Raw genomic sequence first — 24,430 nt, 5'->3', positions numbered from 1 at the left:
ATAATGAGTTTACGTCACAAAATACTTTGGTCGATTATTGCAGTGCTGCTTATTTTATTAGTGGTTCTATCGTTTTTCATGTCTATTATTTCTTTACAGCGTTTTATTGAAATTGAAGAAAAAACGATTGAACGCAATTTAGAACGCCTGCAATATCTCATTGAAGAAGAATTAAATCACCTAACAGTACATGCCCGTAATTATGCGGTATGGGATCAAACTTATAATTATATTCACTCTCCAACTGAAAGCTATTTAATAGAAAACTTTTCTGACACTAATTTAGAATCCTTGAATTTAAATTGGATGGCTTTATTAGGTTTGGAAGGAAAAATTATATTTGGACGGCATAATATGCTTGAACATGACACTATTGATTCAACCACTGATTTCTTAAAATATGATCTAACATTTGGTTTAAATTTTGAAAAAAAATCCGCAGCAGGAATTTTATCATTTTCCCATTACCCTATGCTATTTGCCAGCCATGTGATTTTAAATAGTCAACGCGAAGGCCCCGTGCGCGGCAGCTTAATGGTAGGGCGTTATTTAACCACAGAAAAGTTACAAGCAATTTCTAAACAATTACAACTCAATATTAAAATGCAAACTTTAAATAAGCACTTTAATAGCTCTAATTTTGAAGACGCATGGCAACAATTACAGCAACAACATAAAACTCGTTTAGTCAAATCGTTATCTGCAAAAGAAGCGGCAGGTTATTTATTACTGCATGATATAAATCAACAACCTAGTTTGATTTTTGAAATTATTTTTCCCAGAGAAATTTATCAGCAAGGTTTAATTAACGTTTATTATATTAGCGGTGCGATTATTATTACAGGAATATTTTTTATCGTTATTTTATTGCTATTGATAGATAAATTAATACTATCGCGTTTGACAGAATTAAGTCAATCTATGTCTGATATTTCTTTAGAACCCAAACAATTACAAGTTTTAAAAACAGATGACTATGGCGACGAATTAACGCAATTAACCATAACAATTAATAATATGTTATTAAGTTTGCATGATAATCATCAACGCTTAAAACACAATGAAACTCGCTTAAAAACTGCACAACGCATTGCGCATGTGGGACATTGGGAGTGGAATTTACATCGAGATGAACATTATTGGTCAGAAGAACTATTTAATTTACTTAAATTAAGCCCAAAAAAAGATGAAATTAATCAGCATCTTTTTCTAAAACATATCCCTATTTCTGAACAAGAAATGGTGCAATTTACTTTTACCAAAACGATAGAAACAGGACAAGCCAACGAATTGGAACATCACATTATTGACGCGCAAGGACAAACCCGAATTTTTCACACGCGAATTGAATGTATCAATGGCTTTAATACGAGCCACCATCACGTCATTGCCACCATACAATACCAATTTTTTCAGAGTCGTATAATAATACTTTTCAAATAGGAGAGAATAATGAACAAAAGATATGAAGATTTAGAAGAATTAATGTCAACAGGTGAAGCGAGAGAAGTGAAGCGAGCGATGGCAGTAAGAATGTCTTTGCTTGGTTTTGTGCGTGCGGAAGCGGCTTTAGCGTGTTGTGTCAGTGTGCAATTTGTGGATAAATGGAAAGCCATTTATTTAGCGTCAGGGGTTGAAGGATTAAAGTTAGCGTATAAAGGCTCACCAGGGTATTTAAAGCCGCGTGAACGAGAAGATGTGATTAATTGGATACAAGAAAAGAAGACAATAACAATAGAGGAACTAAAGAGATACTTAAAAGAGGAGTATGATGTTTTCTATTCTTCAAATACTTCTTATACTAAATTATTAGAAGAAGCGAATTTAAGTTATAAGAAGACACACAAAGAGAATTCGGCAAAAGATGAGGTAAAAGTAGAAGCTAAAAAAAAAGAGATTAAGGATTTAATAGATAAGGAGCGTGAACAGATAGAAAGTGGAGAGGTAATGTACTGGATGCAAGACGAAAGCCATCAGTTGTGGGGAGATATTTGTGGTTATGTTTGGTCGAAAAAAGGAGAAAGAACGTCAATAAAGATGAGTAATTATCGCACTTCTCAAACGTGGTATGGAGCGGTGAATATTTATACGGGAGAATTTATTTTAGATAGGGCAAAGAAAGCTGATACAAAATATACGATAGACTTTATTAACTGGCTCATTTACAGATATAAAGAAGCCCGTCATGTGATTATTTGGGATGGTGCAAGTTATCATCGTTCTGAAGGTTTAAGAACTTATTTAGAGAAATTAAATGGGGGACTTCCAGAATCAGAATGGAAAGTTCGTTTATTAAGATTTGCACCTAATGCCCCAGAGCAAAATCCAGTCGAGGATATTTGGCTTCAAGGTAAGAATTGGGTCAGAAAGAATTTTCATCGCCTATCAAGCTTTAAAGAAGTCACTAGTATGTTTGAGACCTTTTTGTCAGGTAAAGTGTTTAAGTTTAATAAAATTAAACAGTATCTTATACCTAATATCTAGGTAGATATTAAAACTTAATTTGTTTTTATATCTCACATAATTTTGGTAAAGATGTCACTGAAATGCGGCGCGCACAAGCAGAAACAGAGCGTTTATTAACAGAAAATCGATTTCTCATTCATCGCTTTATTGAAGCGCAAGAACAAGAACGCAATTATTTAGCGCGAGAATTGCACGATCAATTTGGTCAAAGCATTACCGCGATTCAAGCCGAAGCGGAAACGATTTTAGAATTAGTTCGTTCTCAGCAACTTTCAGGACAAATTGATGCTAAAAAATTATTAATGCAAATTAATATTGGTATGCAGGCCATTTTACCCTTATCCGATCAAATGTATAATGTGATGCACAATTTAATGCAATATTTACGTCCCAGTGGCTTGGAAGAATTGGGTTTGGAAACAGTATTGCGTGAAGTGATTCGACATTGGCAAAATAGACATTCCCAAGTGAATTGTGAGTTTAATGTATTTGGTCGTTTGTCTGGTTTTAGCGAACAGGTTAATATCACGGTTTATCGCATTATTCAGGAGTGTTTAAAAAATATTGCGCGTCACGCCCAAGCCACATCGGTAAAAATTGAATTAGCTTTTGATATTGAAAAATCATTATTAACTTTACGTATAGCAGACAATGGTAAAGGAATAAAAACAGAGAAAAAATGGGGGATTGGTTTAATTGGAATTCGTGAACGAGTCCAAGCATTGGGTGGAGAATTAGTTGTGCAAAGTCAACCCATGCAGGGCGTTAATATTTTCTTATCTATACCGATTATTTCTCCTCTTTTACAATAAAAAATAAGATAAAATGGCAGTTTATTATGAGCATAATTAGGGTGTTATTAGTTGATGATCACGAAGTGGTATTGTCGGGTTATCGTCGCTTATTAGAAAATGCGGGTGACATTAAAGTGATTGATGAGGCACGCGATGGGGCGGCGGCTTATTTGTCTTACGTTGAACATCAACCTGACGTGGTGGTGATGGACATTTCTATGCCCGGTATGGGCGGTCTGGAGGCGGCACGTAAAATTTTACAGCGCGATCCCAATGCGCACATCCTGATTTTTAGTGTGCATGAGACGGAAGTGTTTTTAAATCGGGCGTTGGAAGAGGGCGTTTTAGGTTATATTACAAAACGCAGTGCGGCTAAAGTGATGGTGGAAGCAGTAAGACAAGTAGCCAAAGGAGAGGCTTATGTAGGACAAGAATTGGTGGGCTATTTGGTGCGGCAAAAAAATACTCCACCCGATGATACATCGGTATTAGAGCGATTATCTCCGCGTGAATTCGAGATTTTTCTCATGTTAGCAGAGGGAAAGCAAGCCACTGAAATTGCGGAGGTATTAAATATTAGCACTAAAACAGTGAGTCATCATTATACCAGCATTAAAAATAAACTAAATGCGTCTAATGTGGTGGATTTAACCCGTTTAGCGATTCGGCACCGTTTATTAGAGCCTTAATTTTTAATTAAGTAGAGGAAAAAGGATAAATTATGTCTTTAAAAGCAGCATTAGAAGCCTACCGTCGCGGACAATATGAAAAAGCCCGCAAATTAGCTACTCAAGTCACAAAGAATGAACCTGATAATGAGAATGCGTGGGGAATTTTATTATTACTCGCAGAAGATGAAGCAGAACAATTGCGAATTGCCAAGCGATTGCAACAGATTAATCCACAACATCCTGCGGCGTTAAATACTTTACGTCATGCAGGAAAATTAAATCGCAAAGATGAAGAATTGATTTATGAAATGTTGTGGAATTGCGATTATTGTGGGACGACGCAATTATTGGGAAAAACGCATCGTTTTTGTCCACATTGTGGCGCACCGCAAGATGCCAATAAGCGTTATTTTCCCGACGATTCGCAAAAAGTGGCGGTGCAAGATCACCAATATTTCGGGGCAGACCGTTTATGTACCGCTTGTGGCACGGCAAACAGCGCACAGGCTGATTTTTGTCAGCAGTGTGGTAGTCCCCTAGAGGCGGATCGTATCGTCAAAGCACAAGCCGAACAGGTGCGTTCTCACGATTCTGATCAGTTCATTTCCCAAGATGCGCCCGCTGCCGCTTCTCCGAAAGCAACCCGTCGTTGGCCGACGCTTCTTTTAGCGATTATTGCGGTTGTTATTCTCGGTTTATTCACGTTTATTTTCTGGACAAAAGAAGCCACGGCCGTTTTAACAGGACATGAATGGCAACGTGCGATTAAAGTCGAACATTTCGCGCCGCAATCGGATAAAGCCTGGTGTGATCAATTACCAAAAGATGCTTATAATATTAATCGCCAAAGTGAAGTCCGTTCTCACCGCCAAGTTCCCGATGGAGAAACCTGCGACACGCGCCGCATTGATCGCGGTGATGGCACGTTTGTTGAGCGAGAAGAATGCACGCCTATTTATCGCAAAGAACCCGTTTATGATATGCGTTGTTATTTCAAAGTGGATCGCTGGCAATTAGCGCGGACAATGGAAGCCAGCGCAATGGATAAAAAACCCCATTGGCCAAAAGCTGAATTAAAAAAAGAAGGTTCTTGTTTAGGCTGTGAGCGATTGGGTTCGCGTGAGGAAAATTATTGGTTGCATTTTCAATTAGAAAATGCAAAATCAGAGCCATTTCGTTGTGCTTTTGATTTGCCCGAATGGCAAAAAGCCCTTGTAAAATCACATTGGCAATTAAAAGTAGGAGCAATTATGGGAGAAGCGCGTTGTGATTCGCTGACATTGCACCCATAATTAATTTTATTTTGCGATAATTTTATGGGTTTTTATTTGGTTTTTATTTAATTTTTGCTTAATTATTTATAATGAATACTATCTCTGCTCCATTATCCGCTTATTTTTGTATTGGATTGGCAGGATTGCGTCCAACGCCATTTGTTTTGGGTCGTTTTGCCAGCATTGGGCAACGATTAACACAACATCGCCAAAGTATTTTGGAAAAAGCCTTAAAATATCAATCATTAAGTGAATGGCAAAAGCAAAAACCTCAATTAAATCATTTAGCCGAATTAGACGCAGTTTTTACGCCTTGGATTAAGTTTGTTAGTGAAGTGAGTCCTGCGTTGCCACGACGGCAAAATTGGGTTGCTTTATTACGGGCATTGAAACAAACACAATTACCCGCTGCGCCTTGTATTTTAAGTGGTTTTAATGATGCCGTGCGTTTATTATTAAATGATGCGGAATTAATTTATTGTCATGAGCAACAGCGTTTAGTAGAAAATGCGTTAAGTCATCAGCAATATCGTTATCAATGTTCCTTAGACGCTTCGATGATTAGCGAAAAAATAAGCGTGGAATTATGGCAGTTTATTGATCCTACACAGGTGTCTTATTCCCGTGAAAAATTAGCGAAGAATTTACAGCAATTATTAAAAACGTGGCCAGAGCGTACTTTGTCACAGTCTGCCATTGTCAGCGAATTAGAATTTATGATGGGCTTTGTTGAATGGCTAATTCTTCCTGATACCTTATCCCGTGAAGCGTGGGAAATTTTACTGCTGTTATTAGAACATCAATTAGTGGATAGCCATCAAGAGCAGTTAGGCAATGTTTTAACGGTTTTAATCAATGCGACTCCGCGCTTCGATTTTATCCGTAATGTGTGGCAAAAGAGTAGCCGTCATTATGAAAAAATTACTGTTCCTGTATTAAAGTTTTTATCGTTATTTATTCTGTTTCAAGCCCAGCCTGATTCTCATTTAATGATTCGTTTTAGTCGTCACTTAGAGTTACCTGAATTATTAAATGCGTTGGCTCCACAATTAAAAGATTTAATTCAAGCCCATCGACATACTTTAGATGAATTGCGGCCATTATGGGAACGTTCACAATTAGATTGGTTAGCGGATGCTATAGAGCGTTTTAATAATTTGTTATTATATACGCAACATAACCAATTATTATTGTCGCAATTAAACCAATGGGAATTAGAATCAGCTCAAGCATTAATGCACGCTTTACCACCAAAAACCAATGTTAAATTAGACTATTTACAAGGTATTTTTAGCGAATGCGTTTATTTGGCGGGGCAAGTAGCGGCTTTGGGTTTATTACCGCAATTAGCTCGCAATTTGTTTAAGCGTCATTTAACGCTTTATTTAGGTGCAGATAGTGCTGAAAAAATTTGGCAAAAACCATTATTAATGCAGCGATTATTAGAACAAATTGATAATAGTGATCCGCGTTGTCAAAAATTGTTGCGTGATATTCGTCCTTTATTGGCTACGGTCAATGAAGTGATTGAAGACAATTTAAATTTTCCTGCCAATTGGTTTGGTACGGCGACGGCTTTGCAAACGGTCACCAGTTCTCGTGTGGGCTGCCAACATTTGGAATTGGTCATGACTTTGCGTATGTTGGCGAATTATCGGCGATTATATGCGCATTATTCCGCGATGCAGGAATTGCAACGTTGGTATTTGCGCAATATTTTACAAATTGCATCTGCACAAATTGATCCCGTTGCTATTTATACCGCTTTTCTCGGCGTGAATAAAATTTTACAAGAGCGGACGCAAAATCCCAGCCCGCCTGCATTAATGAAAACGTTACAGTTATTTATCGAATCATTACCTGATTTATTAGCAAGCAAACGCTTGCCTTTATTAAAAGAAGAATTAGCCAACTTAGCGTCTAATCATGTTTTAACGGCTTACCCTCAATTAGCAGTGTCATTAGGGGAAAATGGAATAAAAGCTTTAGTACATGATAATGAATTATTATTAGGACAAGTGGCAAAAAGTTTATTATTGCCTTCGCAACAAGTGCGCGGTCAATTATTGCGTTGGTGGTATAGTTGTCATGAGCGTTTGTTAACGCCGCGTCCAATTCCTGTGCATGAAGCCAATTTACAAGGTTTGCAAATTGCTTTAAAAACCCATTTAACCGCACCTGAAGTAGAACGCATTTTTCAAATTATTGTCGAATTGCATGAATCAGCATTAGGGTTTAATTATCGTCCTGAAAAAAGTGAAACGATACAATTTAATCCTTTTATTTTAGAAGGTTTGGTATGGCAACGTTTATTTGCTGCTAAAGGAGATCATTTATTAAAAAATGCGGAAATGATTATTAAAGACTTGAGTAAAATGATTCAAGATCATTTCCCTCAAAAAGACAGCATTTTATTAATCAATCAATTAACAGTTTTTTTTGCCAATTTATTACAACAAGGCGATGTGGAAGCGGCTTGGCAAAAAGTGCAGCCTTTATTTGATTTAAGTTTGCAGTCTATGGACAGCGTTTTATTAGAGCAGCAATGGCAATATATTATCTTGCAATTACCGCGTTATTTAAGCAGTAATGAAACCGCTTATTGGGAAACATTAATGCAGCAAGGGGTGCAAGTGTTAAGACAAGTGGCTTTAGGTCGGCGTATTGACGCGCAAATTGCAGCCACAGCGTCTACAGTCATTGAGCAGGTTAGTTTAAATGTCGCCATGACCAAAAGTAATAAACGGCGTTTAAAACAGGCTTTAATGCAATTCTTACAGTTTTTTGCTGATGGATTACGCACGCAATGCCCTTCGCTTTTGGCATTAAATACAGGGCGTTATTTACAAGAAATTATTTTACCTCAAGTCGATCAAACGGGAACAGTGTGGCATTTATTATGGACTCGTTTAGAGGTTTATTTGTCTTCACAATTAAATAAAAATGAGCGTTTTTCTCTGTCTTTATGGACGATGCAATTGCAATCTAATGCAGATTTATTATCAGAAGTTCGTCCATTGGTTTTGCATGTTTTTCAAGCGCATGATTTTATGTTTGCTGAAACGCCCAGAGAAGAGCAACAATGGCGAGATTGTATTAGTGGTTTAATGAGTGCGGCGATTTTGCCCAATACCGCGCCTTTTTCGAGTCGTTTATTAATTCAACGTTTATTATTAAGCAGTCCTGTTTTAGCCAATGAAACTGCGAATAGTTGGCAGCAACATTCGACAGCATTATCAGAAGCCTTTGATGAATGGCTGACACCCAATTTACGCGGTGCATTAATTGAACGCCATGCTGAATTAATCTCTAGTTTATTAAGTTTAAATCAAGTCAGTGCGGCTAATTTAAATATGCCTGTATTGGGAGTGTATTGTGGATTGTTAAATGCACATTCAGCGAATTATTTAATCTGGCAAATGTGGTTATTAGCGCGTTATCAACAAGAACCAATTGGACTAAAAACAGAAGAATTAATTATTTGTCAATTATTGAATTGGCGCAGTCCCAGTTTATCTGCTTTACAAGCCGCACAATTACGCTATCAAGAGGCGATACAATTTCAAGTTGAATTAAAATCAGTTTCGCGTAAACAGCGGGGTTTTAAAGGTTTATTTGGGCGATCCAGTGCCTCACTGATTGAAGTCAATGAATCGCAAGTGCAGCAATCTCATTTATTAATTAGACAATTAGGACGTTTATCTGCTTTTACTATGGATTCTGAATGGTTGCCTTTAAATGCTTCTTTTTTTGAATATTTATTTGTGCATTTAGAAAATCATGACAGTGAAGCACAACAAGCGATTATTTCTGCATTAGCAGAAGCCTTAAATCATCGTTATGGACAACATCATAAATTAACCATTATTTTTAATAATGCCAATGAATTATTGCCGCATTTAACATTAGCGTGTCATTTGTTAGATTCGCATCAAAATTGGGCTGAAAGAGCCTCTTCTTTATTGACCACAGAATTAAGCCAATTAACCTCTAATGCCATTCAGAGCAACAACGTTTATTAACGCTGATGCAATTTGCTTTATATCGTTTGGGGGTTATGTTTGCACAAAATACTTCCGTATCTGCGGAGCAATGGTGGCGAGAAGTTGAATTATTATTAGGCGGATCGCGGCTTAAAGCGTCTCCTGTTATACGTCGGATTGCGGCTTTACCCAATGCCTTAACGCATGAGTTGACCAAAGAAGAATTGCAAATATTGGAAGCATTTATTCAACAATGTGTTAGTATTGTAAGTATGCGTGATTTGCGCGATTAACCTGATTTTAATTTTTCTTAGCTCACCTTTAGGATGCAAACAAGATGTGGAAATTACCCATTTTTATTGCGGTGTGTTTAATGCTATTGAGCGGCTCACTTTTGGGTAGCGAATTTGTTTATCGCGTTCCCAATCCTGATGACCCTATTTTGCGCCGTGAAGCGGGTTTGGTACAAGGCAGCTTCACTCGTGGCGTTTCGCGGGGCGTGTCCAGAGGCGTTTCTCGCGGCGTATCCAGAGGCGTTTCTCGTGGAGTTTCTCGCGGCGTATCCAGAGGCGTTTCTCGTGGAGTTTCTCGCGGTGTGTCCAGAGGCGTTTCTCGCGGGGTTTCTCGCGGCGTATCCAGAGGCGTTTCTCGTGGAGTTTCTCGCGGTGTGTCCAGAGGCGTTTCTCGCGGAGTTTCTCGTGGAATTGCCGCAGGGGTGGTGACAACTGCATTAACGTCTGAATTAGAGTTGCAACCCTTGCCTGATTTAATTGCACCATTAGCTCCGCAACGCACAGGATTATCCAGTGTTTCTCAACCGATTTTTTATTGGTATGTGTCGTCAGCTTGGGATGGAGAATTTGAATTTACTTTAAATGATCCAAATCAACCTGAACCTGTTTTAGAATTAACCATTGGTTTGCCTGAGGATAAAGAATATCATCCGGCCGGAATGCACGCTTTATCTTTAGCTGATTATCACGTGCAATTAAAACCGAATGTAAATTATGAATGGTTTATTAGTATTGTGCCAGATGAATGGGAACGTTCGGCTGATTTAGTCGCCAGTGGCAGTGTGCGTTATCAGACATTACCCGTAGACATTCAGAATATGTTAAAGCAAACGCCTAAAGAACAGCATTATCGTATTTATGCGCAAGCGGGTTTTTGGTACGATACGGTTTCTCACTTATCTCATTTAATTGAACAATCACCAGAGAATAAAACATGGCGTTTAGATCGTGCCAATTTATTAGAGCAAGTCGCTATGCCTAATGTAGCGGCTTATGATCGATCTGTGGTGCATTAATTTTCAAGGTATTTTGGGACTTGGGATAATGTTTTTTACTCAAAACATTATCCCTTATTTTAGCCTCTGATTAAAACAATGGGTGGTGTGGTTTTTATGAAAAAAAATCATCTTATTTTTTTGTTTTCGGTTCTATTTTTATTTCTCATTATTATTGCGTGGCAGCAATTTGCCTTAAATCGCAGTCAAACAGCTTATGATGAGGCACAAAGTAAAGTTTTTGAATTGAATACCCGCATAACGCAATTACAACAGCATATTCAAGACCAAGAAACGGCATGGCAAGCGCGTTTAAATCAGGCGCAAACTGCTCATCAAATCCAAGTCGAAACTTTGCAAAAAGATGGGCAGCACACTCAATCTATTGTCCAGCAGCGTCAACAACAAATTGAACAGCAACAATTGGCTTTAGAAAAAACGCAACAAGAATTGCAAACCACACAGCAAGCATTGCAGCAAAATCAAAGCCAATTGGCCACACAAAATGCGTTAGTGCAAACTTTACAAAATAATTTAGCCCAACAGCAAACGGAATATGCACAAAATATTGCCCATTTGCAACAAGAAAACACGGAAAAATTAGCCCAATTACAACAAGAATATACGCAGCAATTGACGGCATTGCAAAGCGAATTGGCAACGCAAAAAACGCATTATGAAACAGAGAAACAAACCTTAATCAATGAGACCACGCAACGCTTGCAACAACAGCAAAACCAAGCTGAACAAGCACGTACTGCCTTGATTGATCGCCATTTGGCACAAGTGACGAAATTGCAAAATGATAATTTAATTATTCATCGCGCTTTAGCCAATCAGTTAAAACAAGCTGAAGAACAGCAACAAAATTGTTTATTGGCTTTACAACCTTGTCAGCAACAAGTGGAGCAATTTAATGCCCTTTCTACTGAGAAAGCAGCAGAAAAAGTAACTGTTAATTGTCCTGTTGCAGAATCCGATTTGTTGGCAGAAAAAACCCGTTATGCAGAATTGCAAACCAGTTATGTTTCTTTGCAGCAAAAACAAGCTGAAATAGAACAAGTCGTGACGGTAAAAAATGCTGAAATTGATGATTTAAAACAGAATTTTTCTCAGCAAATTACTCTGTTACAACAGCAAAATCAAGAATTGGTTACGCAATTAGAATCTGCTGTCACGCAGTTAGAAATGATTCAGCAACAACAATTGGAATTAAAAGCCGCTTGTGAAGCAGAAATTAAAGATTTACGGCAACATTATGAAAGCACACAAGCCGAATTAGACAGTAAAGCATTGGCTTTGGTTGAACAAGAGCAACAATCGGTTGCCCATCGCCAGTTGTTGCAAGATTTAACAGGGGATAATGAGCAGCTTAAACAGGCGTTAGAACGCACACAAGCCGCTCTAACGACAGAACGCGACGCGCACGGGGGGATAGTGCAGCAACAGCAGGAATGCGCGCAGGCCTTGATTCAGGCACAACAGGAAGTTTCCACCTTGCACACGCAAGTGTCGCTGTCAACCCAAGCACACGCCGCGCAAAAGGCGCAAATGGACACCTTGCAACAAGATTTAATGCAGTTAAATCAAGACCTTTCTACTGCAAATACACAGCGGCAGCAATGTTTGGCTGATGTGGAATCAGCCCAACAGAGGTTAAATGAACAATCCCAACAATTAACCTTTGCTCAACACTGTGAGCAAACCTTGACGCAATTAAAAGCGCAATTGGAAGAAACAAAATGGCAAGAAGCCAATTATTTGCAGGAAATTAAACGCGCCGAATATTTGTTAGCCCAATTGACGCAAAAAACAGCGCATTGTTTTTCTCAGCCTTAATGATTTAATAGCCCTGTGGTGGAACATAATGCGCATCATTGGGATTAAGGAAAATAAAGTGAAATTTTCCTTCTTCTAATTCGACAAAATCCATCACCGCACCTTGTAATAAATCTTTATAAGCAGACTCAAAAACAATGTCTATGCCGTGCGAATTAATATGCACATCATCATCCTGTTTGTCGTCGAAGCCGACACCATATTCAATGCTGCCATCGGCTTGACGACGCGCTGCGATGCGTAAAGCCATTCCGGCCATACCATTTTCTTTGGCTGATTTAAAAATTTGTTCAGCCGCTTTTTCGGTTACTTTAAACATAGTGATTTCCGATCATTTTGAAGAAGGGTTTGATTTTGATTAAGCCGACAATTTCGGACAAAATGAAGAAATCGTTTTGTCCACGGATTCGCTTCTACATCACGTAAATGGGCATAATTCACTAACGTGTTGCGATAAACCAAGCCATCTTGTTGATTTATCATGCCACTGCCGCGTTGCACCCGATAGGCAAAATTAAAGTGACCGTCTAAATGAATAATCCGCGAATGGTGGAATTCATGCGCATAAACTTCGCCATTTCCCGTTATTCCCCAAGGATGATAAGCCGTTTCTTGCAACTTAACATAACCTCGTCCTTGCGGTTTATTTTCCATCACGGTGTTATAAGGCAATGCGCCCACCATTTTCATTTTTTCATCACACCAATAAATATATCGTCCTAAATACATTAAGCCGCCACATTCGGCATAAACGGGTAAATCATTTTCAATGGCTTGACGTAATTCTTCTTTAAAAGAATAATTAGCAGCTAATAATTGGCCATTGGTTTCTGGAAAGCCACCGCCAATAAATAAACCGTCTAATAAAGGTAAATGTGAATCGCGCACGGCATCGATAAAGATTAATTCCGCGCCATTTCTTTCTAAGGCTTCTAAATCGCTGGCATAATAAAAATTAAACGCGCTATCTCGAATAACACCAATGCGTAATTTTTCAGGATAAAAAACCGCTTCCGTTTGTGCTAATTTAACGGGTAATAAAGCAGGAGCTTGGGCGGCAATGTTCATGCACGCGCTTAAATCCACTTGCTGGCTAATTAACTCGGCTATTTCATTAATTTTTTCTTCGGTGTGCATCAATTCTGTGCTGGGAATGAGACCCAAATGACGTTCATCAATGTCCAAACGCGGATCGCGTTGTACGGCACCCACAACAGGGATTGACGTGTAACGCTCAATCACCGCTCGCAATTTCTGCTCATGTCGCGCCCCGCCCACTTTATTCAAAATTACACCCGCAATATGCAATTGCGGATCAAACGCCTGATAACCCAATAATAACGGCGCAATACCACGTGTAATGCCTTGAGTATCCAGCACTAAAATCACAGGCGATCCCAATAAATGCGCCAAAGCGGCATTGCTATTGCTACCTTCAATGTCCACACCATCGTATAAACCCTTATTGCCTTCAATCAAACACATATCCGCATTTTGCCCATAATGCGCCACATAATGTACGATTTCAGCATGAGACATGGTGTAAAAATCAAGATTATGACAAGGGCGTTGACTCGCCTGATGCAACCAAAGCGGATCAATATAATCTGGCCCTTTCTTAAAAGTTTGTACGCGCTGTCCCAAACGACTTAACGCGGCACTAAGACCGATACTTAATGTGGTCTTACCAGAGGATTTATGCGCGGCGGAAATGAGAACGTGTGGCATGAACAATTTTCCTTTGGAATTTGGGACAATGTCCCCCATATTGGAGAGACAGAAAAAATTTCTGAGTCACAAGATTTGAAGCGCAAATGTTTTTCTCTAATTCAGACCCACCTAAAACATGACACACCATCACAATGAGGAGCTAAAAAAATGCCTAAAAAAACATTTCCCTGCGGTCACAAAGGCAATGGCCAATTTTGCCATACTTGTAAACAACTGGAAGAGGATAAAAGTGAACAAATCCAAGCCAAAACCGAAAAACAACAGTGGAAAGAAGCCTTTGCTCACGATCCCATCGATTTGCGCGGATTGCCGCGTAAAAAACTGGTGTTAAAAGCCCGCGCCATTTTAGATGCCATTAGGCACGGCGAACCCTTCCCCCAATTGAACGGCAAACGAATGAACTATAACCGCAAAATTATTTCTGTGCCGATTGATAATGATTACCGCATTTTATTTAAAGAAGATAAGGACGGACTTATTCCTTTTGATCTGCTGTCACATGAGGAATATAATGTGAAAAAGCCTGGTGCCAGTAAGGTGTAAAAAAATAAGCTGAACCAGAATAAATGAATCATTCTGATTCAGCTTTTTTTTATAAAGCAGGCACTTCTTCTGTGACGCATTCGGGTAAAACATCAAAAATGCGCATGGCTAATACGGTCATTAATAATGACATAGCCAGCCCCGCTAATCCCAACATAAACTCCCAATGACTCGGCGCGTAATTGGCAACGACTCCATCATGAAAACTAGACGCTAAAATTTCCATTTCAGGAAACATATCTAAAGGATAAGCCTGTCCACCAATGATCAGCACATAAAGTTGAATCATACCACCAATCACCACAGACACCGAAGCCACCGCAATCATGCTAAATTGCTCGCCTAATCGCGGATGATACAGTATGAATAACGGCAACGCCGCGCCCAATCCAATCTGTCCCAACCAGAATAAAGTCGTATAATGGCCGCCGTCTAATAAAAAGAAACGCACCACGCCATGTTGTTCTGTAAAATAAGCAAAAGTGATGAAATAAACCGTTAAAAAATATAATGCGGTAATAATAAACATCGCCAATAAATTCTTTAAACGCATCACCACCGCATGATTTAACATGCGTTGACTCCCGCGATAACTGCTCATTAAAATAAGCAGAAACATCGCTTTACCAAACATTAATGACATGGCAATAAACATCGGTGCCATCACCGCTGTGCCATAAGGTTCGCGGGCTAATAAGAAACCAAAAATTGATCCCGTCCCTGTGGTTAAAATTAAACGCCAAATAAATGCAATTCTACCCGCAATCGGATAATAAGGCTGCATTCGTTTTTCCATCATAAACCACAAGTAAATAAATACCACCGCCATGAAACCATTATATAAAACAATATTCCACGCAAAAATTGATTTAAAATTATAATGCGTCATGGCAATGATCAAACGATCCGGCCGGCCTAAATCTAAGACCAAAACCATTAAGCCACCAACCAATAAGGTGATCGCCAATAAACCCGATAAACGCCCCAGCGGTTTATACACCTCTTGGCCGAATACCGTACTCACTGAAGCCACGTTTAAGACCCCAGAGGCCGCTAGAATTAAAAAAATCGCAAAAATATGCGGCATTCCCCACACCACTTGGTTATTCATCCCGCTGATCCAATGCCCCTCATGCTCCATTGTCCAAGCGGCCAACAACCCCATGGCAACCATGATGGCTAACACCACCAGCAAAATGTAAAAACCCACACTTTGCCCTTCTAATTTGCGATAAACCGTTATTTTATTCGTAGGGTTCATAACTGATTAAATTCCTTGATAACGCACACCCGGATTTAAGCGCAGATCGGCTCTAATCGTGGTGCTGTATTCAGTACGTAACCGTTGTGCCAATTCGCTATTGGGATCGTTCATGTCGCCAAATAACATCGCCCCGCGTCCCGTTGCGGCGCAGGCTTCGACACAGGAAGGTAAACGTCCCGTATCCACCCGATGGACACACAAAGTACAACTTTCCACCGTTCCCTTACCGCGAGGCGCGTGGGCTTTTTGATCGGTGATGACTTCGTGAACAAACGAACGCGCTTTATAAGGACAAGCCATCATGCAATAGCGGCAACCAATACAAATATGTTTATCCACTAAAACAATGCCGTCTTGGCGTTTAAACGATGCCCCTGTCGGACACACATCCACACACGGCGGATGCTCACAATGTTGGCACATCATCGGCAGAGAATGCACGCGCCCTGTGGTTTTGTGACGCAGATCGACTTTACGAATCCATTGGGCATCGGTTTCTGGGCGATTGTGATCCGTGATTCCGTTTTCTGTGTGACATGCCGTCACGCAGGCTTGACAATCTCCACACTTGTTACTGTCAATCAACAAGCCCCAACGTTGACTTGCATTCACAGCCGCCGATACGGTTTGTAAAAAAACACCCGGTGCTAAGGTCAAACCGGCGACCGCAGCCACTTGTTTTAAAAAATCACGACGCGGCGGTTGAATGGGTTTTGATTCAGACATGTTAAAAACTCGTTATGTTCTGCAATAAGGCCAAGCACAAGCAGTGATTGATTCGCAGGCGAATGAGACAGCGTGAATGGGTTGACATTTTCACCAGAGCAAACCCACCACGCTGCCCTACACTACGAATTACTCCGCAGGCAAGCTAGTATGACATTGGAAGCAATCCACCGTCACCGCAGCGTATTGGTGACAAGCACGGCAAAAATGCTGCGAATCCTCATGGACACTCAATGTCTGCCCTTGTGCATTGGGCGTGACGTGGCAATCAATACAGCCTTGTAAACTGTGTTTTTGACCACGAATGCCGTTGTACATTGTCTCATCTCGAAAATGTTTCAAGAATTGACCATGTTGACTGCGGATCAATGGGATCGACTCCACACAGGCTTGTGTTTCAGAAACAGGCATTTTCGCTTTAGGCAAACCTTCGGGCGAAAAACGCGCTTCTGTTTTCGGCACAGCGGGCGTTTGATCTTGGGCGTTTAGACTCAGCGCAATGCTCAAGCCCCCCCCAATCAACAAGATGAACACGGCCATAAAACGACCCGTGAATAACCGACTCCACATCGTTATTCACCCAAACCCATGTTGATATAGCCCGTTGGGCAAACGTCTGCACAGATATGACAGCCAATACAACGGCTGTAATCAGTGTAAACATAACGTCCTGTGGTGGCTTCTTTCTTCGGAGTCCGTTTGACGGCTTCTTGGGGACAGAACACCACGCAATTGTCACACTCAAAACACATCCCACAACTCATACAGCGTTTGGCTTCGGCTTGGGCGCGTGCGGCATCTAGGCCGACAATCCGTTCTACATAGTTACCAATCACATTGTCCGCGCTGACATGCACTTCTGCCCGAATTTCCCGCGGCACATCGTTAAAATGTCCTAAGAACAAGACCTTAGAATCAATAATTTCCATTGGCCCACGATCTTCGTAGTTATGTACTGCGTATTTAGCGGCTGATGTCCCTCGCATATCGCCAGCTTGTTCAGGAACAAAAGGCTCTGGAGCTAAGTTGGCTTCTTTTAACTTTTCTAATAAGTCAAAATGATGCACGTCCACTTTTGGCCGTTTTTTCAACCAGTTGGCTTTTAAGTAGCGGTCAATGGATTCTGCGGCAATTGAACCTTGACCAATTGCCGTCGTCAGCAAATGCGGACGAATAATGTCGCCTGCGACGAAATGACCGGGACGGTCTTTCACTTGATACGTTGCGTCGGCATCAATGAAGTTACGACCGTTGTTTAACTCATCTAAACCAGTCAAATCACCATATTGACCAATGGCCGCGATAATTACATCAGCTTCAATCACGTATTCAGTGCCTTCAATCGGAATCGGCCGATTGTTTTTCACTTCACACTTGGCCATTTTCAGACCCGTCGCGTAGCCTTTTTCATCCAAAATCACTTCTAAAGGCATGACTCCGTCTTGAATATCGACCCCTTCGCGCAAGGCATCTTGTACTTCATGCTGTGCGGCGGTCATTTGGCTTTTGGGGAATAATGAAGTCAACACGACATCCGCCCCTTGACGTGCCGCAGAAGATGCGGCATCAAAAGCGACATATTCGGCTGATTCTTCGTTAGCGACTTGTTCTACCATATCAGGGTGAACATGTCCCAAACGACGTGCGACAGAAGCCACGTCAATTGATGTATCACCACCACCGACAACCACTAATTTTTTCGGTACGCCGTTGACTTTGGATTGGTTGAAATCGCTTAAAAACTCCACACCACGCAAGCAGTTAGGCGCGTCAGAACCGGGAACGGGTAAATTTCGCCCTTCTTTACAACCCAAAGCCCACAAAATCGCGTCAAATTGCTCTTCTAAATCGGCAATACTGACATCGCGTCCGACTCGTGTATTCATACGAGTTTCTACGCCCAAGTCGAGAATACGTTGAATTTCTGCATCCAACATATCACGTGGCGTACGATAACCGGGAATCCCGTAGCGCATCATACCGCCTAAAGATTCGTGATCATCGAAAATGGTGCAAGCATGACCCAATAAACGCAATTGATAAGCGGCCGACAAGCCCGCGGGGCCACCGCCAACAATGGCCACTTTTTTACCGGTATCGACACCGGGTGGCGGCAATTTAAAGCCGTTTTTAATCGCAGTATCACCAATAAACTGCTCAACGGCATTAATACCGACAAAATCATCCACCGCATTACGATTACAATTGGTTTGACACGGCGCAGGACACACCCGACCCATAACAGATGGGAACGGATTGGCTTTGGTAGAACGTTGAAACGCATACTCTTCCCAGGTCATGCCGGCTGGTGGTTTTTCCATCCCACGCGCAATGCCCAACCAGCCACGAATGTCTTCTCCCGCCGGACACGCGCCTTGACACGGTGGCGTGCGGTGAACATAAGTAGGACATTTGTGACTCCAACTGGCTTGGAAAATCTGTAGATGACTGCGATACGGTTTGCTGTCACCGTCTTTGTAGCGGCGAAACGTTAATGGTTTTTTTTCTGTAACGGGGTTTTGTGTGGACATAAGACCATCTCCTCCTCAATATTTAGGTAACGGTATTGTTTTCGGGGTGTTCGGAGTCGGTTTGAAAGACAATGGCATCGCCAATCAACTGGTGAACACTGATGACTTGATCCATTTTGAAACCGTAGTAAGGCAAAACTTTGGTGAATTGACTTTTACAAATGGCACAAATCGCGGCTAAATGGGTAATTTGATATTGTTCAGTGGCTTGCTGTAAGGCTTGCATTCGGGGCATTGCGCCTTTGATGCGTAATTCAAGCAAATCGTCGGTCAACAGACCGCCGCCGCCGCCACAGCAATAGGTTTGGTCATGGATGGTTTCAGGAGCCATGTCATAAAAATTATTACAAGCGGCCTTAATCAATTCGCGGGGAATGGTAAATTGTCCGCCGGGTACGTTGCCCATACGCGAAGCCCGCGCCACGTTACAAGAATCGTGGAACGTCATCACACGGTGATCGTTGACGGATTTATCCAGCGTCAACTTGCCCGATTGCAATAAATCGTAGGTAAATTCACAAATATGCTGCGGAACAGGATAACGCGGATCGAGAAAATCAAACGGCCCCGCTAAAGTATTCAGAAAACTATACGCCACACGCCACGCATGACCACATTCACCAAATACAATACGTTTCACGCCCAATTCAATCGCGGCTTCTCGAATACGCAAGGCGATACGGCGCATATTTTCATAACTGCCGATAAACAGGCCGAAATTGGCCGCTTCAGAGGCTTTAGAACTCAGAGTCCACGTGACTCCCGCTTGATGAAACACTTTGGCATAGCCGACTAAACCATCCACATGCGGTTCAGCAAAAAAGTCAGCCGAAGGCGTAACCAATAAAATTTCCGCTCCCGCTTCATCCAACGGAAAACGCACTTTAATGCCAATATCGGCTTCTACATCTTCTTCCAAACCTTCCAACGTATCGCGCAAAGCGGGTTCAGGTAAACCTAAGTTATTACCGATTTTATAAACTTTGCCGATGATTTCATTGGAGTATTTTTGGCCGCGACCGATGCTGTTTAAAATTTCGCGTGCGGCCATGGTGACTTCAGCGGTATCAATCCCATAAGGACAATACACCGAACAACGGCGACATTCGGAACATTGGTGATAATAGTTGTGCCAATCGTTTAACACTTCTTCGGTTAAATCGACCGCGCCGACCAATTTGGGAAAATACTTACCCGCTAAAGTAAAATAGCGACGATACACTTTACGTATCAAATCTTGTCGTGCCACGGGCATATTTTTTGGGTCTGCCGTGCCGAGTAAGTAATGACATTTGTCCGTACACGCGCCACATTTCACGCACGCATCCATGTAAACTTGGAAACTGCGGTATTTTTTCAGCAATTCGCCCATCTTATTCAAGGCGATACTTTGCCAATCCTCTGGCAATTCGCCACGGAATCCCAAGGCCGCTTGCATGTCAGGTTTAGCGATATAAGGGCCGCTTCCTGCCATGACATCGGGTTGTAGTTTTGGGATTTCGATATACGGTTTAAGTACTGGCACATCAATAGTCTTGGCCATGTTTACGCTCCTTTGTGTCCAGCTTTTAGGCTTGTGCTATGACGATGACGCATCTTCTAAACGTTTAGCCCAATCGGCGATATGTCGTTGTTCGCGTGGATTATCGACTTGATTACGGGTGGGACTGAAGAAAACGCCGGGGGCATGTAACAGTTTGCTGTAAGGAAAAATGATCATCAGCAGCAACACTGCGGTTAAATGCAGCAACAAAATAGGATCAGGAGGAATCGGCTGCCAACTGAACGTCATCACGCCCAACATAAAGGCTTTAAACTGAACAATATCTGTGTGCAGTACAAAAGTCATCATGAGACCGCTGCCGCCAATGGCTAAAAGTAACACTAGCATCAGGTAATCCGATGGACTGCTGATATAACGAATCCGTTCCACCGCAATTCGCCGTACCAATAAGCCAACCAAACCGATCATCATGATAAAACCTGCATATTTACCAATGGGTTGGATAAGAATCACCCAAGTCCACACGGGGTCGATGAAATAACGGACATGACGCAACAACACCAACCATAAGGCACCATGAAACAACATTCCGAATAACCAAATCCATTTATTGGCGCGGAATAAACTTTCAAACCAAATCACTTCGCGTAGCATCCGCAAAACCACTCCCGTCCGAGTGGTGGGCGCAGGCGTGGTTGGAATTTTTAACGGCGCAGGCACACTGGCGTACTGATACACCTTGTAACCCACACCAAAAAGTAACACGGCTGTTGCAAAATAGAACAAAAGCGCGTAAATTGTAGTTAATACCATAAGCAAATTCTCTAACCTTCAATCCCGCCTGACCTCACTCGCCAATGGCTCGCCAATAGACGGGGATTTTTTTCAGACGCATTAGATTTATTCAAATGTTTTACAGCAGACCCGTAGAGCAGACAAAAACAGTCTGATCCGCCTTGACGTTTTACTCAGAAGTCGAAGGCGGAAGCGAAAAAATCCACTCAAAACTGATCAGCCATGCCGCAAATAGGGCAAGCGATTCAAGGAATTACACGCAACCTGTGGGTTTGGGTAATCCTGCGAAACGGCAGGCTTGTTTGGCAGGGCCGTAGGGGAATAGATCATACAAATATTTGCTGTTGCCTTTGTCCGCGCCCAGTTTTTTGCCAATGGCTTTGGTTAAAACGCGAACCGCAGGCGCGATTTGATACTCTTCATAGTATTCACGCAAAAAGTCGATCACTTCCCAATGGCTCTCGGTCAGTGTCAAGTCGTCTTGTTTGGCCAACACTTGTGCCACATCTCGGTCCCAATCGTTCAGATTGGTTAAGTAACCTTCTTCGTCAGTTTCGACTGTTTTACCGTTGACTTCGATTGCCATAACGTTATGTCCTCTTGTAATGTATTGTGAGAAAGGGTTAAGAAAAAAGGGCAGTGTCCAGCCGTCATAAGATGAAGAGGGCGGCCACCCTTAGGTAAAAAATGCCTTGTCTTGTGACTACAACCACGCTTGGGTGGCTTGATATTCGATCACTAAATCGACAAAGCCATTGTAATCAATTAGTTGTACGCCCGCGATCACTTTGTCCGCGGTAAAACCACGGGCTTGTAAATCGGGTAATAAGGCATACACTTTTTTATCATTCAGGGCATCTTTAATCTGGGCTTCAGTTTGTGTGCCTTGTAATGCAGCATAAACGCCATCTTCTAATAATAAAATGCCACAACCCGCCTGCGATAACCGTAAACAGGTTTGTAATGCGACGCGCTCAAATGGGGATTTGTTGACCGTGTGTAATAACATGTTGGACTCCGATTAAAAGCTAAAAACCACTTCTTGTTCAGCCATCAACGCGGCCATTTGCGCACTGTCTAGCACTTCGACGGGGACTAGCAAATCTGCTTCTGTCAAACCGCGAGCTTCTAAAGAGGCTTGATCGACATACAATTTTTCCACATCATACATTTCTAAAGCGCGATAGGTGGGGGAAAAATTCTTCATGCCAATGCCATCAGTGCTTTGTCCTTTGACCAATTGATATACGCCATCGTCCACAAACGCCAAACTGACATCTTGATCGAACGCCGCACCAATCAACACCACTTCCAACGATTCCAACGCATAAATACTGCCGTAAGGGGCTTTGCGATTGAGATATAAAAACTTTTTAATTTTGCCGCCGCTGTTTTCGTCGTCCATCATCTCGATCCTCGTAATAGGTTAATGACTTGTGTTTAGTCGCCAAAAACGACCAAGCGATCTGCTTGAATACCTGCTTCAATCAATTGTCCCAATCCAGAAATACGGAAACCTTCTGCGATATTATGGGCATCTTTACCGTTGCGTTTGGCTTCGTTTTCGTCGAGTAAACCACGACGTTGTGCCGCAGCGACACACAGCACTAAATCCAATTGATATTGTTTCGCCAATTCAGACCAGCGAGTGACCACATTACGATCATCTTGCGGTGGCACGGTCAAACGAGTGCCGTTATTCACACCATCGTGATAGAAAAATACGCGAAAGATTTCGTGACCTTTTTCTAACGCCGCTTTGGTAAATTGATAAGCCGAATCAGAGGCTTGATGGGTATAAGGCCCTTCGTTGATCAAAATGCCAAACTTCATAGTGACGGGTTCTCCTAAAAAGTGTGTAGAGACAATGTTAGGGATAACCGATTGTTTAATAACACGATTATCCCTTCTCCCCCGAAAGGAAGTTGTGTTTTAGAAACGAATATGGGTTGACGCATTCAAGCTGCGACGCGAACCCCGCCAATTATCGATATGGAACTTGGTAAATGGCAATTCGGTTAATTCAAAAAACCGCGCCCAACCAATACGATCCACCCAATCCGATAAACGCTCCCAATCACGGGCATCTTCTTTGTAAACCCGTAAAATTTTCTTCACAATCGCGGCGGCTTCTGTCCAACGCGGCGGATTGTTAGGAATACCTGCGGCCACCAATTTTTGGAAACTGGGCTTGCTACGGGCATTGGAGTGATTGCCACCTACCCAAATCGCCAGTTTAGAATGTTCTGGATCGTTGATTTGCATGGGTGGGCAGGGTGGATAGCACGCACCACAACAAATACATTTCTTCTCATCCACTTCTAGTGACGGTTTGCCATTAACCAAAGCGGGACGAATCGCCGCAACAGGACAACGTGCCACAACAGTAGGCCGTTCACACACGTTTGCCACTAAATCATGATTGATTTTCGGCGGCTTAGTATGTTGTACGTTAATGGCGATGTCGCCTTGACCGCCGCAGTTGATTTGGCAGCACGAGGTGGTGATGTGTACGCGATTGGGCATGTCTTCGCGCACAAATTCTTCATACAATTCATCCATTAAGGCCTTAACCACACCCGATGCGTCCGTACCGGGAATGTCGCAATGTAACCAGCCTTGCGTGTGGGCGATCATGCTCACTGAAGGGCCTGTTCCCCCAACGGGAAAACCTTCTTTGGTCAATTTTTCAATCAGCGGCGCGACTTTGGCTTCATTGCTCACCATAAATTCGATGTTACTGCGAATGGTGAAACGAACATGACCTTCTGCAAATTCGTCAGCGATGTCGCACAATTTGCGAATGGTGTATAAATCCATTTGGCGTTGCGTGCCAGCGCGGATAGTCCACACTTTATCTCCGCTGTGGGAAGTGTGACACAAAACACCGGGACGAGGACGTTCATGATGTTTCCATTGACCAAAGTTACGCGCCAGCACGGGGTGCATGTATTGGAACGGATCGGGTACGCCAGATTCAATGGGCATACGGGGTGCGCTCATAAGAAGAATCTCCTGATA

The 24,430-nt window shown here is 42.0% G+C and carries 23 protein-coding genes; 10 read left to right on the top strand and 13 right to left on the bottom strand.

The genetic code is table 11. The annotated features are described in order from the left end of the window. Positions 1–3 precede the first annotated feature (3 nt). From TPSD3_RS07170 to TPSD3_RS07130, 9 genes are all read left to right on the top strand, one after another. The gene (locus tag TPSD3_RS07170) at positions 4–1,443 is read left to right on the top strand and encodes a CHASE4 domain-containing protein (RefSeq protein WP_086487892.1); all 1,440 of its coding nucleotides are present in this window, start codon (positions 4–6) and stop codon (positions 1,441–1,443) included. A gap of 9 nt (positions 1,444–1,452) precedes the next feature. After that, positions 1,453–2,484 (top strand): IS630 family transposase, encoded by a 1,032-nt coding sequence (locus TPSD3_RS07165; RefSeq protein ID WP_086486662.1) that lies wholly within the window; start codon positions 1,453–1,455, stop codon positions 2,482–2,484. 62 nt (positions 2,485–2,546) lie between these two features. Next, positions 2,547–3,278, top strand: a complete 732-nt coding sequence (locus tag TPSD3_RS07160; RefSeq protein WP_086487891.1) for an ATP-binding protein — start codon at positions 2,547–2,549, stop codon at positions 3,276–3,278. Positions 3,279–3,304: 26 nt separating this feature from the next. Next, the gene (locus TPSD3_RS07155) at positions 3,305–3,949 is read left to right on the top strand and encodes a response regulator (protein WP_086487890.1); all 645 of its coding nucleotides are present in this window, start codon (positions 3,305–3,307) and stop codon (positions 3,947–3,949) included. A gap of 32 nt (positions 3,950–3,981) precedes the next feature. Then, positions 3,982–5,223, top strand: a complete 1,242-nt coding sequence (locus TPSD3_RS07150; protein WP_086487889.1) for a hypothetical protein — start codon at positions 3,982–3,984, stop codon at positions 5,221–5,223. Positions 5,224–5,294: 71 nt separating this feature from the next. After that, positions 5,295–9,227 (top strand): hypothetical protein, encoded by a 3,933-nt coding sequence (locus tag TPSD3_RS07145; RefSeq protein ID WP_140048509.1) that lies wholly within the window; start codon positions 5,295–5,297, stop codon positions 9,225–9,227. Between the two features lie 5 nt (positions 9,228–9,232). Beyond that, the gene (locus TPSD3_RS07140) at positions 9,233–9,481 is read left to right on the top strand and encodes a hypothetical protein (protein WP_086487887.1); all 249 of its coding nucleotides are present in this window, start codon (positions 9,233–9,235) and stop codon (positions 9,479–9,481) included. 44 nt (positions 9,482–9,525) lie between these two features. Continuing rightward, on the top strand, positions 9,526–10,497 hold the full coding sequence (locus TPSD3_RS07135) for a DUF928 domain-containing protein (protein ID WP_086487886.1): 972 nt from the start codon (positions 9,526–9,528) through the stop codon (positions 10,495–10,497). Positions 10,498–10,593: 96 nt separating this feature from the next. After that, positions 10,594–12,315, top strand: coding sequence for a coiled-coil domain-containing protein (locus tag TPSD3_RS07130; protein WP_140048508.1), 1,722 nt, complete (start codon positions 10,594–10,596; stop codon positions 12,313–12,315). Positions 12,316–12,319: 4 nt separating this feature from the next. On the opposite strand, the gene TPSD3_RS07125 is transcribed toward TPSD3_RS07130, so the two are convergent. Further along, positions 12,320–12,634, bottom strand: a complete 315-nt coding sequence (locus TPSD3_RS07125; RefSeq protein WP_086487884.1) for a HesB/IscA family protein — start codon at positions 12,632–12,634, stop codon at positions 12,320–12,322. Next, a complete protein-coding gene (locus TPSD3_RS07120) occupies positions 12,622–14,043 on the bottom strand; it encodes a cobyrinic acid a,c-diamide synthase CobB (RefSeq protein ID WP_086487883.1) in 1,422 nt (473 codons plus the stop codon). The genes TPSD3_RS07125 and TPSD3_RS07120 overlap by 13 nt, the downstream gene beginning before the upstream one ends. A 150-nt stretch (positions 14,044–14,193) precedes the next feature. Between TPSD3_RS07120 and TPSD3_RS07115 the strand changes: the two genes are divergently transcribed. Continuing rightward, positions 14,194–14,589: a DUF7682 family zinc-binding protein gene (locus TPSD3_RS07115; protein WP_086487882.1), complete on the top strand. Its 396-nt coding sequence runs from the start codon at positions 14,194–14,196 to the stop codon at positions 14,587–14,589. Positions 14,590–14,638: 49 nt separating this feature from the next. Here TPSD3_RS07115 and nrfD read toward each other — a convergent pair whose 3' ends face one another. From nrfD to dsrB, 11 genes are all read right to left on the bottom strand, one after another. Beyond that, the gene (nrfD, locus tag TPSD3_RS07110) at positions 14,639–15,850 is read right to left on the bottom strand and encodes an NrfD/PsrC family molybdoenzyme membrane anchor subunit (protein ID WP_086487881.1); all 1,212 of its coding nucleotides are present in this window, start codon (positions 15,848–15,850) and stop codon (positions 14,639–14,641) included. Positions 15,851–15,856: 6 nt separating this feature from the next. Beyond that, positions 15,857–16,579, bottom strand: a complete 723-nt coding sequence (gene dsrO, locus TPSD3_RS07105) for a sulfate reduction electron transfer complex DsrMKJOP subunit DsrO (RefSeq protein ID WP_086487880.1) — start codon at positions 16,577–16,579, stop codon at positions 15,857–15,859. Positions 16,580–16,708: 129 nt separating this feature from the next. Next, on the bottom strand, positions 16,709–17,149 hold the full coding sequence (locus TPSD3_RS07100; protein WP_086487879.1) for a hypothetical protein: 441 nt from the start codon (positions 17,147–17,149) through the stop codon (positions 16,709–16,711). Positions 17,150–17,151: 2 nt separating this feature from the next. Next, entirely contained in the window at positions 17,152–19,110 is a 1,959-nt protein-coding gene (locus TPSD3_RS07095) for an NAD(P)-binding protein (protein WP_086487878.1), read from the bottom strand. Between the two features lie 22 nt (positions 19,111–19,132). Further along, complete coding sequence (dsrK, locus tag TPSD3_RS07090) at positions 19,133–20,653, bottom strand: sulfate reduction electron transfer complex DsrMKJOP subunit DsrK (protein ID WP_086487877.1); 1,521 nt, start codon at positions 20,651–20,653, stop codon at positions 19,133–19,135. 36 nt (positions 20,654–20,689) lie between these two features. Further along, entirely contained in the window at positions 20,690–21,427 is a 738-nt protein-coding gene (locus TPSD3_RS07085; protein ID WP_086487876.1) for a respiratory nitrate reductase subunit gamma, read from the bottom strand. A 235-nt stretch (positions 21,428–21,662) separates the two neighbouring features. Beyond that, positions 21,663–21,995 (bottom strand): TusE/DsrC/DsvC family sulfur relay protein, encoded by a 333-nt coding sequence (locus TPSD3_RS07080; protein ID WP_086487875.1) that lies wholly within the window; start codon positions 21,993–21,995, stop codon positions 21,663–21,665. 117 nt (positions 21,996–22,112) lie between these two features. Continuing rightward, on the bottom strand, positions 22,113–22,418 hold the full coding sequence (gene tusB / locus TPSD3_RS07075) for a sulfurtransferase complex subunit TusB (RefSeq protein ID WP_086487874.1): 306 nt from the start codon (positions 22,416–22,418) through the stop codon (positions 22,113–22,115). A gap of 12 nt (positions 22,419–22,430) precedes the next feature. Then, positions 22,431–22,817, bottom strand: a complete 387-nt coding sequence (gene tusC, locus TPSD3_RS07070) for a sulfurtransferase complex subunit TusC (protein WP_245391540.1) — start codon at positions 22,815–22,817, stop codon at positions 22,431–22,433. A gap of 32 nt (positions 22,818–22,849) precedes the next feature. Then, positions 22,850–23,242, bottom strand: coding sequence for a sulfurtransferase complex subunit TusD (gene tusD / locus TPSD3_RS07065; RefSeq protein WP_086487872.1), 393 nt, complete (start codon positions 23,240–23,242; stop codon positions 22,850–22,852). Between the two features lie 99 nt (positions 23,243–23,341). Then, a complete protein-coding gene (dsrB, locus tag TPSD3_RS07060; RefSeq protein ID WP_086487871.1) occupies positions 23,342–24,412 on the bottom strand; it encodes a dissimilatory-type sulfite reductase subunit beta in 1,071 nt (356 codons plus the stop codon). Positions 24,413–24,430 lie beyond the last annotated feature (18 nt).

Origin of the sequence: Thioflexithrix psekupsensis, from assembly GCF_002149925.1 — a bacterium.
GTDB classification, from domain to species: Bacteria; Pseudomonadota; Gammaproteobacteria; order Beggiatoales; family Beggiatoaceae; genus Thioflexithrix; species Thioflexithrix psekupsensis.
The sequence above is the reverse complement of the archived record's forward strand: the minus strand, read 5'-3'. Positions and strand labels throughout refer to the sequence as shown.

Coding starts and splice junctions, on each gene's coding strand:
- tusC (WP_245391540.1), bottom strand. CDS start 22,817: ATGATGGACGACGAAAACAGCGGCGGCAAAATTAAAAAGTTTTTATAT.
- dsrK (WP_086487877.1), bottom strand. CDS start 20,653: ATGGCCAAGACTATTGATGTGCCAGTACTTAAACCGTATATCGAAATC.
- TPSD3_RS07120 (WP_086487883.1), bottom strand. CDS start 14,043: ATGCCACACGTTCTCATTTCCGCCGCGCATAAATCCTCTGGTAAGACC.
- dsrB (WP_086487871.1), bottom strand. CDS start 24,412: ATGAGCGCACCCCGTATGCCCATTGAATCTGGCGTACCCGATCCGTTC.
- nrfD (WP_086487881.1), bottom strand. CDS start 15,850: ATGAACCCTACGAATAAAATAACGGTTTATCGCAAATTAGAAGGGCAA.
- tusD (WP_086487872.1), bottom strand. CDS start 23,242: ATGAAGTTTGGCATTTTGATCAACGAAGGGCCTTATACCCATCAAGCC.
- tusB (WP_086487874.1), bottom strand. CDS start 22,418: ATGTTATTACACACGGTCAACAAATCCCCATTTGAGCGCGTCGCATTA.
- TPSD3_RS07155 (WP_086487890.1), top strand. CDS start 3,305: ATGAGCATAATTAGGGTGTTATTAGTTGATGATCACGAAGTGGTATTG.
- TPSD3_RS07170 (WP_086487892.1), top strand. CDS start 4: ATGAGTTTACGTCACAAAATACTTTGGTCGATTATTGCAGTGCTGCTT.
- TPSD3_RS07150 (WP_086487889.1), top strand. CDS start 3,982: ATGTCTTTAAAAGCAGCATTAGAAGCCTACCGTCGCGGACAATATGAA.
- TPSD3_RS07115 (WP_086487882.1), top strand. CDS start 14,194: ATGCCTAAAAAAACATTTCCCTGCGGTCACAAAGGCAATGGCCAATTT.
- TPSD3_RS07165 (WP_086486662.1), top strand. CDS start 1,453: ATGAACAAAAGATATGAAGATTTAGAAGAATTAATGTCAACAGGTGAA.
- TPSD3_RS07135 (WP_086487886.1), top strand. CDS start 9,526: ATGTGGAAATTACCCATTTTTATTGCGGTGTGTTTAATGCTATTGAGC.
- TPSD3_RS07160 (WP_086487891.1), top strand. CDS start 2,547: ATGCGGCGCGCACAAGCAGAAACAGAGCGTTTATTAACAGAAAATCGA.
- TPSD3_RS07100 (WP_086487879.1), bottom strand. CDS start 17,149: ATGTGGAGTCGGTTATTCACGGGTCGTTTTATGGCCGTGTTCATCTTG.
- TPSD3_RS07125 (WP_086487884.1), bottom strand. CDS start 12,634: ATGTTTAAAGTAACCGAAAAAGCGGCTGAACAAATTTTTAAATCAGCC.
- TPSD3_RS07140 (WP_086487887.1), top strand. CDS start 9,233: ATGCAATTTGCTTTATATCGTTTGGGGGTTATGTTTGCACAAAATACT.
- TPSD3_RS07085 (WP_086487876.1), bottom strand. CDS start 21,427: ATGGTATTAACTACAATTTACGCGCTTTTGTTCTATTTTGCAACAGCC.
- TPSD3_RS07130 (WP_140048508.1), top strand. CDS start 10,594: ATGAAAAAAAATCATCTTATTTTTTTGTTTTCGGTTCTATTTTTATTT.
- dsrO (WP_086487880.1), bottom strand. CDS start 16,579: ATGTCTGAATCAAAACCCATTCAACCGCCGCGTCGTGATTTTTTAAAA.
- TPSD3_RS07095 (WP_086487878.1), bottom strand. CDS start 19,110: ATGTCCACACAAAACCCCGTTACAGAAAAAAAACCATTAACGTTTCGC.
- TPSD3_RS07080 (WP_086487875.1), bottom strand. CDS start 21,995: ATGGCAATCGAAGTCAACGGTAAAACAGTCGAAACTGACGAAGAAGGT.
- TPSD3_RS07145 (WP_140048509.1), top strand. CDS start 5,295: ATGAATACTATCTCTGCTCCATTATCCGCTTATTTTTGTATTGGATTG.